The 19,204-nt window shown below is 57.3% G+C and carries 15 protein-coding genes and 1 pseudogene; 11 read left to right on the forward strand and 5 right to left on the reverse strand.

Annotated features, from left to right (window positions below):
- The first annotated feature begins 746 nt into the window (after positions 1-746).
- Positions 747-2,801, forward strand: a complete 2,055-nt coding sequence (locus RMR04_RS24715; RefSeq protein ID WP_311911125.1) for a recombinase family protein — start codon at positions 747-749, stop codon at positions 2,799-2,801.
- A gap of 72 nt (positions 2,802-2,873) precedes the next feature.
- Here the strand turns inward: RMR04_RS24715 and RMR04_RS24720 are convergent, their stop codons facing one another.
- Positions 2,874-3,383 (reverse strand): hypothetical protein, encoded by a 510-nt coding sequence (locus tag RMR04_RS24720; RefSeq protein WP_311911126.1) that lies wholly within the window; start codon positions 3,381-3,383, stop codon positions 2,874-2,876.
- A 109-nt stretch (positions 3,384-3,492) separates the two neighbouring features.
- Here RMR04_RS24720 and RMR04_RS24725 point away from each other — a divergent pair, with 109 nt between their 5' ends.
- From RMR04_RS24725 to RMR04_RS24735, 3 genes are all read left to right on the forward strand, one after another.
- Positions 3,493-4,014 carry a hypothetical protein gene (locus RMR04_RS24725; protein WP_311911127.1) on the forward strand — a complete coding sequence of 174 codons (522 nt, stop codon included), beginning with the start codon at positions 3,493-3,495 and terminating at the stop codon, positions 4,012-4,014.
- Positions 4,015-4,719: 705 nt separating this feature from the next.
- Positions 4,720-5,847, forward strand: coding sequence for a hypothetical protein (locus RMR04_RS24730; protein WP_311911128.1), 1,128 nt, complete (start codon positions 4,720-4,722; stop codon positions 5,845-5,847).
- Between the two features lie 257 nt (positions 5,848-6,104).
- Positions 6,105-6,251: a hypothetical protein gene (locus tag RMR04_RS24735; protein WP_311911129.1), complete on the forward strand. Its 147-nt coding sequence runs from the start codon at positions 6,105-6,107 to the stop codon at positions 6,249-6,251.
- 64 nt (positions 6,252-6,315) lie between these two features.
- Here the strand turns inward: RMR04_RS24735 and RMR04_RS24740 are convergent, their stop codons facing one another.
- Entirely contained in the window at positions 6,316-6,510 is a 195-nt protein-coding gene (locus tag RMR04_RS24740; RefSeq protein WP_311911130.1) for a hypothetical protein, read from the reverse strand.
- Here RMR04_RS24740 and RMR04_RS24745 point away from each other — a divergent pair.
- Together RMR04_RS24745 and RMR04_RS24750 are read left to right on the forward strand one after the other, a co-directional pair.
- Positions 6,442-6,870, forward strand: a pseudogene (locus RMR04_RS24745) (IS66 family transposase); the annotation flags it as partial. The gene RMR04_RS24740 and the pseudogene RMR04_RS24745 sit on opposite strands and share 69 nt — an antisense overlap.
- A gap of 225 nt (positions 6,871-7,095) precedes the next feature.
- Entirely contained in the window at positions 7,096-8,211 is a 1,116-nt protein-coding gene (locus RMR04_RS24750) for a patatin-like phospholipase family protein (protein WP_311911131.1), read from the forward strand.
- 244 nt (positions 8,212-8,455) lie between these two features.
- Here RMR04_RS24750 and RMR04_RS24755 read toward each other — a convergent pair whose 3' ends face one another.
- Positions 8,456-8,800, reverse strand: a complete 345-nt coding sequence (locus tag RMR04_RS24755; RefSeq protein WP_311911132.1) for a hypothetical protein — start codon at positions 8,798-8,800, stop codon at positions 8,456-8,458.
- 21 nt (positions 8,801-8,821) lie between these two features.
- Positions 8,822-11,383, reverse strand: coding sequence for a ComEC/Rec2 family competence protein (locus tag RMR04_RS24760; protein ID WP_311911133.1), 2,562 nt, complete (start codon positions 11,381-11,383; stop codon positions 8,822-8,824).
- A 484-nt stretch (positions 11,384-11,867) separates the two neighbouring features.
- Between RMR04_RS24760 and RMR04_RS24765 the strand changes: the two genes are divergently transcribed.
- The 5 genes from RMR04_RS24765 to RMR04_RS24785 all read left to right on the forward strand — a co-directional run bounded on the left by RMR04_RS24765 (position 11,868) and on the right by RMR04_RS24785 (position 18,160).
- On the forward strand, positions 11,868-13,151 hold the full coding sequence (locus RMR04_RS24765; protein WP_311911134.1) for a tetratricopeptide repeat protein: 1,284 nt from the start codon (positions 11,868-11,870) through the stop codon (positions 13,149-13,151).
- 168 nt (positions 13,152-13,319) lie between these two features.
- Positions 13,320-14,258, forward strand: coding sequence for a hypothetical protein (locus RMR04_RS24770; RefSeq protein WP_311911135.1), 939 nt, complete (start codon positions 13,320-13,322; stop codon positions 14,256-14,258).
- A 9-nt stretch (positions 14,259-14,267) separates the two neighbouring features.
- The gene (locus RMR04_RS24775; protein WP_311911136.1) at positions 14,268-15,728 is read left to right on the forward strand and encodes a hypothetical protein; all 1,461 of its coding nucleotides are present in this window, start codon (positions 14,268-14,270) and stop codon (positions 15,726-15,728) included.
- Between the two features lie 282 nt (positions 15,729-16,010).
- Entirely contained in the window at positions 16,011-16,487 is a 477-nt protein-coding gene (locus tag RMR04_RS24780) for a hypothetical protein (RefSeq protein WP_311911137.1), read from the forward strand.
- Positions 16,488-16,498: 11 nt separating this feature from the next.
- On the forward strand, positions 16,499-18,160 hold the full coding sequence (locus RMR04_RS24785) for a M48 family metalloprotease (protein WP_311911138.1): 1,662 nt from the start codon (positions 16,499-16,501) through the stop codon (positions 18,158-18,160).
- A gap of 359 nt (positions 18,161-18,519) precedes the next feature.
- Here the strand turns inward: RMR04_RS24785 and RMR04_RS24790 are convergent, their stop codons facing one another.
- Complete coding sequence (locus tag RMR04_RS24790) at positions 18,520-19,194, reverse strand: hypothetical protein (RefSeq protein WP_311911139.1); 675 nt, start codon at positions 19,192-19,194, stop codon at positions 18,520-18,522.
- Positions 19,195-19,204: the final 10 nt, after the last annotated feature.

The following is a 19,204-nucleotide window of genomic DNA, read 5'->3' on the forward strand; positions in this document are numbered from 1 at the left end:
GCCTTCGTCACACAGCCGAGTCACGGCAACTCCCGCCTGCGCTCCAAAACATTCGCGGCCCACTCTCTGATCGAACGCGCAGCCGGCCCGCCCGACAGAGACGACAAAACGACCGGAAGGACGATACAAATGAACAATCATATGCCTCCTCCGATCCCAACTCCCTTAATATTGCTACTCAGAATTTTGGCGCGAACAGAGGCAAAAAAGCGGGCATCAGAAGCCGACAAGCCTTTCAAAAATCACGCGTTTTTGAAAATCGGCGCCCAACATATCGACATCATCAAACCCGAGAGGTAGCCGTCGAAATATTGACCGCCTCGCTATTCATATAATTTGTCTGTATGAATCTAAGACGACTTCTGTCAGGCTAACGCCATCAGATTTAAGGACGCCGCCGTGAACCACCCCAGACACCAGCACAAGGAACCTGGCCGTGAGGGCCGGCGTCGTTTGCGTTGGATTGGCTCTCGACGATCCCTGCCGGCGAGCGATCCCGTAGCGCCTGAACGGCTAGCGAACATCAATCCAACCGACAAGCAGCGCTCCGGTTCGCCGGAAAGGAAGCGCCAAGTGAGCGCCAACCCTTCAATGGTGTGCGCACCCCTTCGAGCCGGGCTTCGATGGACTGGGCGATCGCAGCAGACCGATCCCGCAAATCCTGAGCGGACCAAGCAATCAAAATTTTCCCTTAGGTCGGACGTCGCTCGCCAGGAGCCGCCCGACCACTCAGTGAGTTAACGACCATGGAAGCCGGAACGCCGCGCAAACCCACAGTGAAGGACCTGCTGCCCGCAAGTTTCCTGCAACAGGCAATCAGCAGGGCACCCAAACTGTTACAGCTGAACCGCCCAGCAAAGGGTATCGCCATCTACTGCCGCCGCTCGACCGACATTGAGAACGATTCGATCGAGCGCCAGATCGACCGTGGGACCGAATACGCCGAGCGTCGTTTCAAGGCCCCCATCGACTACAAATATGCCGATGCCGGTATCAGCGGCGAAGTCCGCGAACGTGACGGCCTCAGCCGCCTGCTGAAGGATGCCGAAGCGGGCCTGTTCAATGTCGTCATCGTTGAGGAAGTCGATCGCCTCGGCCGAACGATGGCCATCATCGCGGATATCCACGACCGGCTCGAAAAGCTAGGCGTGCGAGTTCATAGCGTTAGCAAGGGCGACGTCATCGAAACGATTGACATCGCGTTCAAGGGCTTCATGGCAAGCGAGCATCAAGTGCTCCTGCGTGCCCGGAGCAAGGCCGGTAAGCAACGGGCCGTTGAAGCAGGCAAGATCGTAACGAAACTGCCCTTCGGCTACGTCAAGGATTACCTACGGCCAGGCCAATGTTCGATTGACTCAGCGAAAATGCCCGTCATCCGCTGGATGTACGAAGCGCGTGCGGCCGGTATGACGCTTCAGGCAATCGCCAGGGGAGCCAATAAACGGCTGGGCCAAACTCTGATCCATCGAGTGTCGCTTGCTTATATCTTGAGAAACCCGATCTACAAAGGCGTCTATACATTCCGCCGTAGCGTTGCCGCCGCTCGGCGCGATGGGAAGAGGGTTCAGGTACCTCGTCATCCAGATGAGTGGATGACTGTGGTGAAGCCCGAATTGCGTATGGTCGACGAGGATCTTTGGGACCACGTCGTAAAAGGACTGACAAAAAGAGGCCGTCCGGGGGGCGCACGCCTTCTGAGTGGGAAGTGCGTGTGCCGGGCCTGCGGCAACAGAATGGTCGTCCGAGATAATAAGTTCATCGGCAAAGTATACTATCGCTGTTATCAAAACGAATACGATCCAAAATCCATCCCGCAGTGCAAGGGGGGCCTCATTGGTGCGGAAGACATCGAGCGGCTTTGTCTCGACGCCATTCGCGACGTCCTGAGTTGCGACCAACTTGAAAGCGAATTCCAGCGCATGGTGGAAGAGGAGTTCGCCAGGAACATAGCTGCGCTCGGACCGCGACGTAAGGAATTGGGTGCACGAAAGGAAAAACTCGAGGCTCAACTGAATAAGGAGCTTGAGAATGTGGCCCTGCAGAACTTTCCTGCGGAACTCGTGCAGCAGCGGCATCGCAAGATGACGGAGGAGTGGGAACAGCTAGACGCCGAGCTCACCGACATGCCCGACATCGACCGGCGATTTATCGTCGACAACTCACGCAAAGTGAGGCTCCTTGAGGCATTCGACCGCGTGTGTAACACTTTAGGTCATGATCTGCGGCGACACGATACGGACAGCGAAGAGGCGCTCGCAGCGCTTCGCAATCTGATTGCCGGCGTTCAGATCACCAGGATCCTGGGTTCGCGGAGCTACCGCTGCACGATTTCGATCGCTGCCGATGCCATCATGGGGGCTGCTCACGCTCCGGGCTGTAAGCCCAGCCTGCATCGGCGCTTCGAGCACATAGTCCATAGGCCCACCGACAGGCTCGATAAAAAGCAGATCGCCCGCGCCTATGAAAACCGGAGCTATTTCCTGAACGACGGAGAATTTTCATCTATCATAGAAGCTTTCGGCTCGGAAATCGCCAAACTTATAATTACATCAGAGCTGAATGACCCGCGTAAGTTACTGGATATTCTGGCATTTCTCGCGACTACATCAACGACAAGACCGGCTCTGCGGGAGATCTTGGGCCTGCCGTGGTATCTAAAAATCGTACGCCGCATCAACACTACTTTGACAACCAATCTCTGGAACCGGATCTCCGAATTTCTCCAACAGGAATTTCCTGAGAGGCGACACTCCTTCAACCCGAAGTTTCGCGACGTCTGGATGGCTTGGCGCGAGAAATAGCAAGGCCGCTCACCTGGTAAGATGAGCGGCCTTTTTCTTTGGGCATCTCGTCACAGCCTCTTCCGTAGGAAGTCATGCCTTCTTGGGGAACTTCCTCGCCATCGAAAGATCCCATCCAACCGGCAAATCCTTGTCTGACGGCCAAAACGCTCCATTCACCGACAACAAGTGGCCGGCAATAGCCCGATTATACATCAGGCGGTACAGCACCTCGGTCGACACCTCGGCCCGTGCCGGATGCTTTGCCTGAATTTCGGGCGCTGCCATGGGACGACCATGCTGGGCGATGATTGCCAGCGCCTCGTCGACGATGCGCTTATTGAAATGGCGACCGTGATACACCTTCTCGTTATCCGAGAATGACGCTTCGGACACCGCGATCTTGCGCGGAGCCGATACAGGGCCTTCCACGACCGCCTCGGCAAAGTCCTCACTGGTCTGGCCAGTCAGATATGCTGCCAATCCGTCTCGTTGATGCGTCAGGCTGTCCAGCTGCTGCTTCAGAACAGCCCGCTGGCGGTCCATGTCGGCCAGCTGCGCCTTCAGGAACGAGAGCGCCTGCTCTTTATCGATCTCCTTCACGAGTCATTCCCCATCATGGCTATTTAAATCTCCGTCATGCAAATATGATATTTCATACGAAATAGGCTTTCCATATCCAAGTATCACTCGCATACGGGAGGCCCTCCCCATGCTTCAGTCCTTTGACGACGCCGCGAACGCACCGCTGCGCTTCTCCGATGCCGTGTTCTCGTTGATGGATGCAGATGTCCTCGGAGGCCTCCGGAAGCCGACCTCCGGAATGCTAGAATGCCTAACTTCGATGGAGCTGAAGTATCTCCCCGTGATCCCTCAGATCCTCGCCCAAGACGCAGCCGGAGAGCTTAAGATGGCTGCGACCGACCCTGTATTCGCCCGCCAGCTACGCCGCCGTCGTGAGGGCATCGTTGCAATGATGGAGCACGTCATCGTTTCGACCCCGCGGCTCATGGAGGTTCAGGAGGCGTACCTTTCGGACGCCCGAACGGCGGCGATCCTGGAAGCTTCGCCACAGCTCCGAAACCGCCTTCTGGTCGCAGCGACTGCCATCGAGTATCGCATTCCGATCCTCAGCAGCGGCCGCATTTACCTCAGATTGGCTGAATTGACCCATTCCCCGCGGGCGCTTTCGCTCCCCAAGGGAAACTTCATCGTCCAGCCATCTGCTCACTGACGGCATTTGGCGTTTCTCCAAGGCGCCGCAAGCCCCCGCTTGCGGCGCCATTTTGACTCTACTCGGCTTCCGCCTCGATCCAGCTCACCAACTGGACCATGAAAGCGTCGTGCTACTCGTCACTGACGACGGGAAAACTCACCCCTCCATCCTCGTCCAGATGGAACTGGTTCCCGGCTTCCGTTGCCGTCGGGCCGGCCTCGGCGATGTCCTGCGGCATGTTTCAAACCCCTCGAATGGCCACCCGTCATTTTCAATTCATATCAAATGGACGGGCGCATGTAAAGTACTTTTCATGTAACAAATTGCGCTACCGAAAAAGCAAGTTGTGATAACTGCGCGCGAACTCGTCCATGTACAATCCCAAACGTCACAAAACTCACCTTCTATAACGCGTTGTTTTATATAGTTATTCTCTGGAATCAACCTCTCCCGGCGAACCTGGCAAGGTGTTCAATGGGCAACACTGGCTAGCCGGGTCGAAACCTCGTTCGGACTTGTCGGATTCAACGTATCGAACCCACTCTATCTTTTGAGGCATTTGGATAGACGATCGAAGCAAGAAAAATCTCGTGTAACATGTCGTAGACTTTTCCATTCCCGAGCCCGCAGCTCTCATTTCCAACGACTACCAATTTTCGTGCGTTTACACTCTGGGAACAACGAAAGTGATACTTGAAGCCCCCATGTTAGCGGCCCCTTCGAATGCCTACCGATCGACACATCCGACTCACGCTCCCCTATGCGCACGAGTACGACTTCCGGCGACGTGGCGGGAGGCGGGACTGGCAGGAGGTTTACCGGAGCAATGTCGAGGTCGACATTCGAGTTGTCGATGGGCCAATCATCCCCCTGATTCGGACGCCCAACGATATCAATGACGACGTCACGTGCAGTTACGAAGGGCGGCTTTATCGTCAAATAGCCGATCCAAATCGTCTGGCATTGTCGCCGCCTGAATTCGGGCGTCGAGCGGTGAGGGATGCACCGTTCAAATACCGCCTGGGCACTACTTACTGGCATTGGGCGCTACGAGATTTCCCCCGCCCCTACTATGTTCGTTCGCCTCGCTTTTCTGATCAAAGCGCGATGGAGTTCGGCTATTGCCCTCCGCTCTTCGAACACGGGGCGCCGAAAAGGATTGATTTAGACAAGCCTGCCCAACGAAGCCGACAAGCTCAGGAGTGGTACGCACGCGCATTTCTGATTTGCGGCAACACGGTTTGGGTTGAAGTGCCGCAACCCGCCTGGGTCATCGAGCCGACCAAAAAGCACCAATGGAGGTTGCGGATCGAAACTCAACCTTCATTGTGGCAAGCGGCAACCACCTTTCCGCTCACCAGAAATGGCAGCGTTGTCGAAGGTATCGAAAGAGTAGAGGCGTTCGCGGAAGAGCTGGCGTTTGAATTGGTCCCAGGCACGCCGCCGGTCGAGCTGTTTGGCATCGTTCGGGACGTCAGTTCCATATCGTCGTTGGCGGCCTCAACGCTTGCGATCGCGAATAAGCCATTCCCTACAGTTGACCTGTCCACGATCGACCAGGCTGGCGAACAAGAGCTCGTTCGGCAAGCTCTCGATGCTGTGCCCCGACCAAATTTTCCATGGTGCCCGGGACGCAAGCTGGAAGGCCTCGATCCAAGGAGCCAGCCCTTGCGTCTCCACCGTCGCTGGCAGTTTGAGTTCCGTCAGGCGGAGAATTGGGAAATTCTCAAGAAACTCTGGCCCAGCGACCAAGAAATTCACTACCGCGCGATCGCGAATGATCCCAATGAGAGCCCCACGAACAAAACGTCGCTGGAGGATTGGGAGGCTCTCGCAAATTTCTATATCTGACCCGATCTGAGACGCCTTTCGATCGACTGCGCTCGTCTCGGCTCGGGCCTCCCATTGTAGTTCGGGCTACGTCTTGTCCTTTCCAGGCTTCCTGATTCTGGACGCTCCGCTCCTGACTTATCGCGAGCCGCAACGTCACAACATGGCGACGCGACCGCAAGACCCGATCCGCAGAGCCGTGGCATACAGCGCTGCTGGAATCGCGGGATCAGGGCTACTTCGTCGTTGATATGCCGAACTTCTGGGAGCGTCCTGAAATGTCCGGCCTCCTCCGCGACGTGCGCGAGAAACTGGACAAGTATGAATGGATCAAGCGAAACGCGCAGGCGCAGCCTATCCCGCCATCGCGGCCCGATGATCCCGATGCCGATATCCATGCCATTTTACGGGATCTGCGCGCCTGATCCGCTGAGCGCGGGCGGCGGAGCTGGTCAGGCTTGCGAAGCCGACCGCGCATGATTCCGGCTTCTATTCTTCGATCTCAACCTCGCGGTCCCTCAATTCCAGTCCACTGCGTGTGAGAGTGATGGCGAAGCGCTTATAGAAGCCAAAAAACTGATCGAGTGTCAGTTTCACTTCTACTTTCCGAAGCTTCGGCTGGCCGTTCGCCGGGAGCGCAGCGCTTCGCTCGTCGCCGATCTCGAAGCCTGGATGCGCGAGCATCGTGCAAAGCTCTCGCGGCACGCTCCCGTCGCTCAGGCCATGGACTACATGCTTCGGCGCTGGGATGGCTTCGCCCGCTTCCTCGATGATGGCCGAGTCTGTCTAACGAACAATGCCGCCGAACGGAGCCTGAGAGGGCTGGCCCTCGGCCGCAAGGCCTGGCTCTTCGCCGGATCGGATCGCGGTGCCGAGCGGGCCGCCGTCATCTACAGCCTGATCGGCACCGCCAAGCTCAACGACATCGATCCACAGGCCTGGCTCGCCGACCTCCTCGCCCGCATCGCCGACACGCCGCAGAGCCGCCTCGGCGAGTTGCTCCCCTGGAACTGGCGTCGCGTCCAGATGAAGGCTGCCGCGTGACGGCGAGGCGTAAGGAGTTCGGATTGCGTCTGAAGCGTTCAGCTGTCCAAAATGGAGCCTCGGGCGGTAGGTAACGTAAGTGGCCAATTTGTACTGGAAAGGGCTCGATCTCTACCAAGGATTGTGCAAGTCTCGTAAAAAATGAACCCTACGAAGTAGCTGCGATGGGTGCGTCGCTGCTGCTTCTGCATGGGGATTGTGGTCGAAGCTGTGGCTGGGGGCGCCATGAATGCTGAAACTGGAAAACATACCGTCGATCGAAATAGTACTGCGCTTGCTTTGTCAGGTGGCGGAAATCGAGCCGCACTGTATCATGCAGGTGCATTGACGCGTCTCAATGAGCTCGGGCTCCTGACGCAAATTTCCCGCATATCCAGTGTGTCTGGCGGATCGATCACAAGCGGAATGCTCGCGGCTGCCTGGCCTCAGCTCAACGTAACAAACGGGGTCATCACCAACCTGGAAGCCGAGGTTGTCGCGCCAATCCGCGCCTTTTGCTCTCGCTCGACGGATGTCCCCGCGGTTGCTTGGGGAGCGCTCCTGCCTGGAGTGACAATCGGCGATAGGCTGATCAAGGCCTACGAGGCGCTGTTCAAGGGCGTCTCGCTCCGAGACCTTCCGGACAGGCCGCAGTTCGTTTTCAACGCGACCAATCTCCAGACCGGCCGCTTGGTCCGGCTCCAGAAGGTGCGGTTGGCCGAGTATACACTTGGCGAGATTCCAAACCCAAATGTTCGACTGGCTGTCGCGGTTGCCGCATCGAGCGCATTTCCTCCCGTCCTTTCTCCAGTCACCCTTGAGGTCGACCCATCCGCTTGGACAAAGCTCGACGGCGCGTTCAATCACGGCAAGGCGGCCTTCAACCGACATCTTTCGCTCACCGACGGCGGCGCATACGACAATCTCGGGCTTGAAACGGTCGATGACTTTGCCACTATCATTGTCAGCGACGCCGGCGCACCATTCAGTGCGAAGCAGGAGGCGAGCAGTTTTTGGCCCAAGCAGGCTATGCGCGCGCTCGATATCGCTACGGATCAAGCCAGGGCTCTACGGAAAAGATTGCTTTTCGCGGAGTGTGCGGAAAGGGCGCGGACGCCGGTTTACGCGGGCATCGACAGCTTTCCGCACAAGTACCCTGCGGCGCAAGCGATCAAGGTCGATCCCGGCATGATCGCATTGCTCTCGGGGATGCGCACGCGTCTCAATCCTTTCTCGGAGGAGGAGCAGGCGCGTCTCATCAACTGGGGCTGGTTGATGATGGACGTCGCAGCTCGCTCTTACATCGCGAAGGATGCTCCGCCACCACAGTCCCTACCGATCCCGAAATTTTCGCTCAGCTGACCGACGCGAACTGATCGTCGATCACACGTTCATTTACGGAACCATCCGGGCGCGTTTCATCCTCGACGACCGTAGCCGGCCCGACCACGAAAAAGCGGGTTAAGGACGAGCGGAACTCCGGCGCTTTCGGCCGGTGACGAGGTGAGGTGGCGGCGATATTGAAAAGACAGCCGTCCGGGTGCCAAATCGCTAGGCCATGGCCGAAGTAAGCGGCAGCTCAAGCGCGCGGGTGCTGAACCAAGTTTCAGCCCTGGGATCCGACAATCTTATTTTTCGTGACGATGAAGGTTTTTTCGCCGATGAGGCTGTCCTGCGAGCCCTTCTTCGTCGCGCGTATAAACTCGGAATGCGTGCTTTCGTCTGCGATGAGACCGCCACCGGAAGCCGTCGAGAAAAACGGGTCCGCGCCGATAAAGACATCCGGAGCCACGCCGAAGTAGCGATCGCGTACGAACGAATCCTCGCCGGCGACACGATCGACGCGCGTCCCGGCCTGTGCGGCGGGCGCTTCGCCTTTCTTTGCCCCATCGGGCACGATTTCCCAACCCGGCATCGCGTCCTTAAATGCCTTTATCGGATCGTCGCTCATTTGGTCCTCCGACCTTCCAGTTTACCAGCCCAAGCCCAGACAGGTGAACTGCCTTAGGATCTTGTGCTCGATAGCCTGTTCCTCAACCACAGTTCTCCTGTGAGGCATGTTCGCAAGGTAGTCGACCTTGGCTGAATGTAGCGCTTTCGACGGCGCTTGTCCCTGCTTCAGATATTTCCAGAACGCATCGTGCATTGGCGCACCGAAATAATCCATGTCCCCATCAAGTGGGGAGTAATGTGCGCCGGTGCAACCGACGAACGCTCGCGCTCCCGCGGCTAGAAAACTCAGAGCCAGCGAATCCCGCGGCTGCAGCGGCCGCATCGTATCTCTATCACGGAAGCGAGAAGCCCTATCCCGAACCGTCAAGGCGCCCCAGCAGCAGCCAGAGAAGATCGTCGCGCCGCATGGATTTGGGATCTGTCCGACATGCATGGCTTCGAGCATGCCGCTGTTTTCATCTTCTCCCCAAAACCGTGACGCATCTCCGTCGGATCCGTGCAGCATGACGTAAATCATGTCCGCATCGAGCTCGCGTTGGCTAAGCGTCTGGTGAGCGACCGGCTGGGAGCGATACATAGGCGGATCTGCACGAAGATGTTCTTGGAAAATGCGATCGGCAAACGGCCGATGAGCGTTGCGGATTCCAAACGGGCCACCGGTTCGCTCCAGCTGAGGCGCGGTCAGAGCGACACGTACCAAGTCAGCTGACCCTCCATCCGGAACTCGCGAGACGGGAACATTTGCCAATCCGTCTCCGTCACTGTCCCCGTAAATCTGATCGCTCCATACGATGAAATTATCCGGCTCGCTGTTGAGGGCTCGCTGCGAGACGCGGGCTCTCAGCCCAGGCGGCAGTGTGTCGTATCTCTCTGCCGGGACAACGTCATATCCTCCGACGATGACGACGCCCGCCGTTTCGGGAGCTAGGACAAGCTTGCGGCGGACAGCGTCCGCGCCAGGGGAGGAACCGTCGGCCAAGTCGACGATATTGTGTCCCGCTTGACGAGCAGCTGCGATGGTCGCTCCGGTTGCAGCCGAACCGATGTTTTGGCCGAGCCGCTGTGAATTGGTCACGAACATCAGGCGAGGCAGCCGATCCGGCAACGCGAAGTCAGGCTCATGATCGTTAGCGAGCTGTCTCGGCGGCACCGGCGTTGTAGTCGGCTGAAATGAGCCAATTTCGACAGTGATTGTCACGCGGGAGAGATGAGCGGGGATCTTCGCAGTGACTTCCACGATGCCGGGCTCAGCCATTGAGGATTGCACTTGCGGCGTCAAAGGACGCGGCGGCTCCGGGGCCGTTGATGATCTAGGCGGCAATACGGGGGATTGTGGTGGCTGACCGGGGGGCTCGACTGTCGCTCCGGGGATGCCATCGTCACGGGCGTTCAGGCTTGCGTCGTCGAGCTTGCCACTGGTAACGCGCACTCGAACCTCGTCGTTGTCCATGACGACCTGCACAAGCCCGTTCTTGTCAGTTCGTACCCAGGAAAGCTCCTCCTTCCGCGCCTGGAGCAACGCGAGAACTTTGGGGTGAGGGTGGCCGGGATCCTGTCGGCCAGTGCTAATCCCGATGGTATCGACAGCACCCAAAATTTTCAGGAGCTTCTCACCCATCCCATTGGAAGCGGCGTGATGAGGAGCCTTGACGAACTTGTAGGGGCCAGCCGATTTGATCACCTTGAGAAGCGCTGTCATCTCCTGGGAGAGCCCACCTACGCCTGCTGCCTCCAACTGCATGTCGCCGGTGAGGAGCATGGAATTTCCGTCGACGATCTTCAGCACGATGCTCTGATTGTTGATCGCGGCGCCATTGCCGCCAGCATCCATGAAGCTTTGCAGATCGTCGGAGAAGTTCACCGGTCCGGTCGGCCCGGCCGCAAGGAGCCGATAAAGCTGTGTTGAGTCGAGCCCACTGACCAGATCAGTGTTGCGCAATTGCGTTATCGCGTCGCTCGCGCTCTTGTCTGAGGCCAGAATCGCGTCGCGACAGAGTTCCAGATGGGCTTTCGTCGGTCCGAGCACCTGGAGGCTGAACGTCGCAAATTCCGCCTCTAGAGCTTTGATTTCTGCAGTTAGACCTGTGTACTTAATCACTCTGGCACCGGACGCTGCAAGCGAACGCAGCATCTCGCGGTAGAGATCCTCAATCGTTGCGGCGTCCGCTAGAAATTGCCGGAGTTCGTCCGGCGGAAGCTCGGCTCGTGACTCTTCGCGCAAGCCGCGTACGAGCGCATTGGTGACTGCGTCGACGGAGCTATCGACATGCGATCGCGGCATACCCAGATCGGGATCTGCGAGTAAAGCCGTGCGGACCCTGATGGTTCCATCTGCCACGAGTTGCGGCAGGCAGCCGATATGGTCGAGATGGCAATGCGTAACGATAAGCAGATCGATATCGAACGGTGCGTTCTTCCCAAAAATTATTTTGAGTTGATCCGGAATGGAGGGTTCGCTTGCCCCCCTCGGCTTCTCATCACCTGGATGCCCGCCATCGATCAGAATGATTTTCCCGGCACGATGGACGAGCAGGCAATCGCCGTAGATCTTGCTTCCCATGTCCAGCATGAAAAACGACATGACCACACCCACTGAAATTTGACGGCTGCTGGCGCAACCTCTGGTTTGGGTGACTAAGAGTCAAGGCAGTAGTGTGGGGTGAGGAGTGAAGAGGCGCATCACGGAAGGCCGCCTTGTGAAGAGGGTGGTGATGTAATGTGTGAGGCTTGCGAGCTACTTCAACAGCAAATGTCAATTTCAACGCCGCCCAGGCCAGCAACCATCCAAAAATTAGGACATCTGGAAGGGCGAATGAGTGGCGTTCAACTTGTACAACCCCAGATTGATATCGCTCGTGCGTGCGGCCTGATTTCGGATGCGCAATCGAAAGCGAAAATCATCGGCACGAATATTTCGATTATTTACGGCGGTAATGGGTCATAATTGTGTCAGGTTTCAATAATGTCCAGGAAAAATATCGAAATGATCTAACGTAATGCCAATAGACTCTCTGTCTGACTTGCTGCAGAGTACGGCCGATAGCCTATCCTGTGGGGGCGGGGCAATGAAGGCGGGTATTTTCACACAGGCAATTCGCACGCGCGAATTCGCGGCCGTGGCTGATTGGTTTGCGATTTACTTCTTCCTGCTGGGGGCAGCCTGCATCTTCCTGGCAGCTTTGGCCGCACTTGCGTCGGGCGGCTGGACAACGGGGATCAGGGTTTTTTCATTCGGCCTTCTGCTGTTCGGAGCGTGCTCCATTAGTGGCTGGCTCCTCGGCTTGCTATTCGGAATTCCGAGGACACTCGCGCGTGCGCAATCGCCGCAACCGCAAGCAAATAGCGGGACGGCTACGGTCGCAGCCCCGCAGGGAACCCGCGTCAATACGAACCTGGAAGACGTTTCCGATTGGCTCACAAAGACGCTCATCGGCGTTGGCCTGACCCAATTGTACCTTGTTCCGGGCTATATCTGGCGCGCTTCAGGCGCCCTCAATCACTATGGGTTTGCGTGGAAAGATTCGGGTCAGCTGCTGGCCCTGTCCGTTTTCATGTACGCATTCTGCGGTGGCTTCTGGCTGGGGTACATCGCGACGCGGACGGCGCTGACAAAGCTGCTCGATGGCCTCGAGGGGGCCGATGATTTCGCCGTTGAAATCTCGCTGGCCGCGGATCAGCTGCTGCTGGAAGTCTCGGGAAAGAGCATCCTGCCGTCGAAGAGCGAGGAAGTGACAACCGCAGATACCGCGCTGCTCAGAATTCCGATCTTCAAGCTGTCGTCTGCGCGTCAGCTGGCGGCGTGGGGCGCGGCTCAAGCTCGTAGTGGTGACCTCGACGCAGCCGCGGTGGCGCTGCAGCAGGCCAAACTCTCGGACCCCGGCGAGGTAAAGTACAAAGAGGCGCTCGGGAAAATCTACGCCGCGCGCGGTGATTTCGATCTGGCTGACCGCTTGCTGAGGTCCGTGCCCAATTCCGAAACGGGGATGCTCGCCGCTCTGTACGTCGACACCAAGGAAGGTGCCCAGCGTGCTTTGGAAATCGGGAAAAGCCTGGCGGGTGACCCGGCAGCAAACAAAAGCCTGAACCTCCATGTCTGGCTCGCTTGCGCGTACGGCCAACTTCACAAATGGGCCGGCAAAGAGGGGAAAAAGGACGATGCGGAGGCGGCTCGACAGTCCGTCGTTGACGAAGTCAAGCAAGCCCTGGCTATCGACCCCAGCTCCAAGAAATGGTTGCGATCTCTCTGGAAGCCAGAAGGCTCAAAGGACGACGATCTAGAGAGCATCCCCGACGACGATAAGGATTTGACGGCCCTGCTGGAGGAGCCGCCGCCGCCAGCGCGCCCGTAGGTTGAGGCGGGAATTCAGAGGCGTCGAAGCAGGTCGCCTTCCAGTTTCGTGAGAGTTCCAGTTGAGCATGGTAAGGAATACGCGATGCATCCGATCTTTCGCGGAGCTCTCTACGCGATAGCTTTGTGCAATTTGGCCGCATGCACCGACCTTGATCAGAGGCGAGGCATGTCGCCAATTATCGACGCCTCGCTTGTCGCCAGGTCTTCCGAAAACAAATCAACTATCTTGGTGGCATTTGCCAGAGACGCCGGGCTAGCGGTCAGTTCAAACGCGGAATACATATCGCTGCCGCCAAAAGACTGGTACTTCGTGGCGAAGGCTGGTTTCAATTTCGTCGACGATCAGTGCCGCTCCTATTTTCATCAACTGTTTTTCCTGAATCGCAACCGTGAGCAGTTCAAATCCGGCATTCTCGCTGCCGGTCAAACTGCATCGGCAATCATGGGCGTTACAGGAGCGTCTTCTGTTAGCCTGGCCGTACTCGCACAAGCCATTGGTCTGGGGGTCAACACCACGGACCTCCTCGCGGGCACCTACCTGTACCAATTGCCGCCGGCGGTGACCCAGAATTTCGTTGTCCAACTGCAATCGACGTTTCGCGATGCTGCGGCAGACAAGCGGGACCTGATCAATTCGCCCGAAGCTGCGTATTACATGATCCAACGCTATCTCGACCTGTGCCTGCCTCCCAGGATCGAAGCGGAGATCACGCGCCAGATCGGGGCCGTTTCTGCGGTGCCGGTTCGTCAAGGGGAAGGCTCCTTCTTCACGCTGGAAACGGTCAGCGCAACTCGCGATCTCGCAAGGCAAACAGGTGTCTATGGCGAGGTGAGGCCGCGCCCCTCTGGGCGCGAGACTTTTACTCAAAATCCGACAGCGGAACAGCGGTGCAAGGGTGATGATATCTGCCTGCAGCTGACACGCTACTTGATGCCCGGGCCCGCGGGCAAGATACGCGTCGACAGGCGCGAGCAAATGAGGGGCGCGCTCGAAAAGATAGACCCCTCATTGAAAGACAAGCTTCTAACGGTAATTCGCGCCGACAGGTACAAAGAAGCCAGATTGGTCCTGCTGAAAATAATAAAAGATGCTCAGATCCCATGAAAACTGGAGATGAAGATGTTGGACTGGAGCGCGTTGCCTGAACCGGACACGTCCGATTGGCACAACATATATGGCGGTCAGAGCTGGAAACATGATGCCAGGGGCGTATTTCTGGATGAGGCAGGAGGTCCTCTTCGGACGCCGAAAACTCCAATCACGTGTCAGACGATCTTGGACCTGTACGGCACCGAAATACATGAAGCCTGCGCCACGCACAAACTTCCGCCCGAGCTGATATTGATGACGATTGCGACGGAGGCGGACATCTACCGCGCCTCTGGCTTCACCGGGCCTTCGACTTTCCGATGGGAGCCCTCCATCAACGACTACAGTGCGGGGCCCATGCAAACCCTGGGTTCAACAGCGCGGGCAAGGCTGGAGAGTCCGCTCCTGCCGAAAGAGTGGAAGAACGTTACAATCCCGATCTACCCCGCCCGCCCGACGGCGCCGCCATCCCTTCATCCTCTGTATGAAGGCAGGCTCAGCATCTGGCTCGGGGCGGCGCAGATCGCGGCCAACGTAAAGGCCCATGGCACCAAGTTTGATCCGATATTGGTCGCGGCCTGCTACAACAGGGGGCGATTGGCTCAAAGCTCATCGAACCCTTGGCACCTGTCCGTTACGCGGGATCATCTAGATCGAGCCGCGGCCCGGTATGGCGACGCCTGTGAGGTGATGGCTGCCGCGCGCAAGGCGAATGTCCAAGGCAGTGCCCCCGGGCAAGCCGGAGTCCCTGAGCAAGAGAGCTTGGAGCTATATAGCCTTACGCCTGCACAAGCCGAGGAGGAGAAGAAGTTCTATCTGGATAGCGGGGCAGATGTTGATTGGTTCGATCAGGACGATGGCCTTGTCACCCTCGTTATTCAGTATACGGGACCGCTGCCTGGAAAGGTAAAAGATCTACCCATTAAACTAAATCTTCCGACTAACGATGGATTTGTAATATGTGTTGATCGGCAAAGAGAGGAAATTCGGCAAGGCAAAACCTTTGCTCGGACAATCGGATATTACCAGGCTTTCTTTGATAAGAAGCCCATACAAGGGCTGTCGGGAGTCGCTGTTGAGCGGGGAGGTCCCGGTGACAATTCCAAGATGGGCGACACCAAAGACCGCTCCATAGAGGTCGGAATTTATCCGTTATCCACGCATGCCGGCGCGAGTAATAAGTACAAAACTATCGGGTACGACGCGGAAGGTGGTTTGAAACGCCGCCCATGGCCTGCGATAAGGGTTGATGATACTCAGAAGCGATCAGGAATACTTATTCACTGCGCCGCGGGCTATATCATGAGCGTCGGGTGCATAAATCTTTCGGAAAATCTGAAAGATGCGTCGAGCGACATGTCGTTTGAAGAAAGTCGACAGCGTGTGATTGCACTCATCGATGGAATCAGATCGGCGCTTGGCGATGATTTCCCCAAGCAGAACAACGTAAGAATTCCGAATGCCTTCCTGGAGATCAGAGAATAGGCGGCCTCGCTGCCGCTCCTCGCAGGGTGCGGGGTCGCAAGACGACCCCCTAACCGGTGGTTCTGGAACGGATTGCGTCGACCAGAGGCTGACCTTCCGCCCAGCCGCCGGCTCGACCAGACTGAAATCTTCTGCGCTGCCCGCGACAACCCCGGCGTACGCGTCCGGCGTAGGCCACCTTGCGCGGGGTGATGCGTTGATCGACTTCGACAGACAGCAAACGGCGAGATTTACTTGGCGCAGACCCCATGATGTAGTCATCACCGCTGATGGGGGAAGCAAATGATCGAGCAGAGTGACGAGGCGCTTGTGCGTGAGCTTGGCAAACAGCTCACCATGGTGGTCGCGCCAAAGGAAGCGCCACACTTCGACGAGATTGTCGACGATCACCTGGAAGAGGCCGACGCGGGCGATAGCGATCACCCGCTCGGTTTTGGCAGCGAGATTATGGAAATCGTCTCCTATGCGCTCTACGACGTCGCCAAGAAGGTTGTCGCTTATCTGCTTGTTGCCGCGGCCCAGACGGCTAAGGACATCACGAAGGATGTTCTCAAGAAGGAACTCAAACCAAAGCTGGAGCGCTGGATCGCCTCCATAATCACCAAGCAACCAGTGAAAATCCCACCCCCAGTTGCGCTCAGCGCCGAGCAAATCACCCATCTTCTTGCCGAGGTTGACCGTAGCCTGACGCAAAAGCGCATCAAAGCAGCAACACGTTTGCGTGTGAAGGAGTGCTTAATGACCGCACTCCAACCCTAGGGCTGTGGGCGATGAAGCTGCGTAAAACCGTCGATTTCGGCTCGCTTCACTCAAGCACACGGGAACAGTTTGTAGCGCTCGTCATTTACGGGCTTACGGTCACGCTCTGGGTTGCGTGCGGGTCACGGACATCGACACCCAATATCGTTGCAGCCACGGTTCTGCCGATTTGGCTTTTGCTTTGGATGTCCTATTTTTACAAACAGGCGCTAGCTTACATCATTCTCTTTTTCGGAGGTTGGATCACTCTTTACAGCATGCAAAACTGGCATGTTCGCCGCTGGCTGGGACCGTCGCAGCCTATCAAGCCAAACAGCCAGCTTGCAAGAATTTGCGCAGGCGTCGCAGACGAGGCCGCGGTTGGCCCAGTGCGTTTTCGGATAGGCAAACGTTCGTCCCAGACTGGCCTCGCTTATGGTTTTCCAGGCCATCGGGCTGTTGTATTTGGCGGAGGCTTAAAGCAAGTGGCTCGCATCGAGCCGGAGAAAGCGGAATTTTTAATCGCGCACGAGATATCCCATCTGCGTCACGGGGACATCGATATCGGATATCTTTCATGGTCGCTCTACTGGTCGATCGTTATTACGATGATGGCTGCGACAATCCTGACGTTCGTCAATATCCCACTCATTATTCGGTCCACTGCCGTCGTCGACGTATTTGAGATTGCAAAAGATACTGTCGGAGCTCTTATCGCTTTATTTGGATTTATCTTTGTCGCCCACCTATATTACACAGGTGCACTTCGAAGTCGTGAGCATTATGCCGACGTTGCAGCGCAACAGCTGACAAATGCAAAAGTTCCGCCCGAAGCGATGTTTGAGAATGAGACGGATTCGAGCTGGCTGGCGACGCTGATGCGTCATCATCCGAGCCGCGCCCAACGGCGGGCCTATTTGCACAATCCGACCAGGTTGCTCCGCGTCAATGCCAGCGAAGCGTTCTCAATCGCCTTCATCTGCGGCTTTTTGGTCGATGTCGTCACCGACATCTATACCGATTTCGAGATAGCATACGAAAGATTGGCCAAGCTCAATCTTTCCGATCCGCTCGTCTCCTTCGCCTCGTCAACCATAACGGGTTGGGTGAGCGCAGGCGTTATCGTAATCCTGATAGCTTCTCTGATGTCGTCACAGCATTTGCGGATCGCCACGCGACACGCAATGGGCTTTTCGAGCCGGCGGCAATTTATTGCTGAAGAGGCGCTAGTCCTGGTTGCCGGCGTGGTCGGATTCAGCGCCGCCTTCTATATCAGCCCAATCGCGCTGTATCAGGCTGTCGACAAAGGTGGTCTTGATTTGAGTGAAATTGGACAACGTGCATTCCTTGTCACAGCGGGCTCATTTCTCTTCGGCGTTCTCTTCATCGTGGTGGACGCGTTCTATACGTGGGCCATCTGGTTTGTGACTCGCGAAAAATCGAGTTACGCGCTCACGGCCTTTCAGCGCATCGCCTTGTCCAGTCTGTGGTTTCTGAGCGCCTGCGAATTCGGCGGCACCATCGCCCTGCTTTTTCCTGGCATTTTTCCTTTTCCATACGCGCTATATGGACTCGACCCCAGCCAGACGTGGCTACTCGTTCTGCCAAGCGTCATCCTCGGCGTTCTCACCTTGTTCGGCGTCTTAGCTGTTGTTGTCAGCGGCACGCGCGGCGCGAGGCTTGCGGTTCCGTAACCGACAGCGTGAAGGTTTTTTCCGCTGCGTTGCGGCATCGGAAACCCGTCATTTAAGCATTTTCGGTGCCCAACGCGGGCGATACACCATTTGTTGGCGAGGCCTTCATCGTCGCCACGTTAAAAGATCAGTAAGCCTCCGGTGAGGGCCACATCACTGCCCGGATGAGCGGCAGGCGTACGCCCTCGTCGAGATGGTGGCGGGCCGAGCGCGGCGAATTCAGCCGGTAGAGGCAGATGCGCTGGTCGCCGTCGCGAATGTAGAAGGAGGCGGTCTCCTGCGTCGCCTCGACGAGGGCGCGCAGCGTCGGGCGGACATATTCGCCGAGATCGAAGCTGCGGCGGTAGAGCGAGCCTAAGCTACCCTCTAGGCTCGGCGGCGAGCACTACAGTCGGCTTGATGTTGAAGTGCCGCACATACGCGTCGCCGAGCGCTCGATTGCTCGCGGATCCAGAATCTCGAATTAGCCCGCTCAGGAAGGACTTGGCGTCCTTCTGGCCCTTGAGGGCTTTCACCGCGCATATTGTCAGCTCGACGATGTCTGAAGCGAGCAGCGGCACCGTCGGAAAATGTTCGGAAACGAGAGCCGCCTTGGGCACCGGATCGCGATCGCCGAAATTACGGCATGGTTGGCAATGGAAAAAATTGTGATCCTCTCCCACCTCCGGCGCATCGAACCTGAACGCAACGAAACTTCGGTCCTCTTCCACCTTCGACCAGTGGCCGAGGAATAGCCTGAACTCGTACGGCGTCTGCTCGAAGTCCCACCTGAGCCAGATGCCGGTTATCGGATCACGCGTATGCTTGGGCGAACCGACGTATAGGAACTTTCTATCCGGCAGCTTGCCCGACGCCTTCCGCTTGATCTTGATCAGGTCGTGATCCTCCACAACAGCGAAACCCGCCGCGGCCCGGTTCTGGAGCAACTCCCTGTCGGCCCGGAGCTCGTTGCGGTAGGCCTCGCGCGCCTCGGTGAAGAGGCCCGTCAGGATCAGATGCACGGCCTCAAAGTGCAGCTTCTGCTCGTCGGTCATGGGCATTGGC

Origin of the sequence: Bosea sp. 685, from assembly GCF_031884435.1 — a bacterium.
GTDB lineage: Bacteria > Pseudomonadota > Alphaproteobacteria > Rhizobiales > Beijerinckiaceae > Allobosea.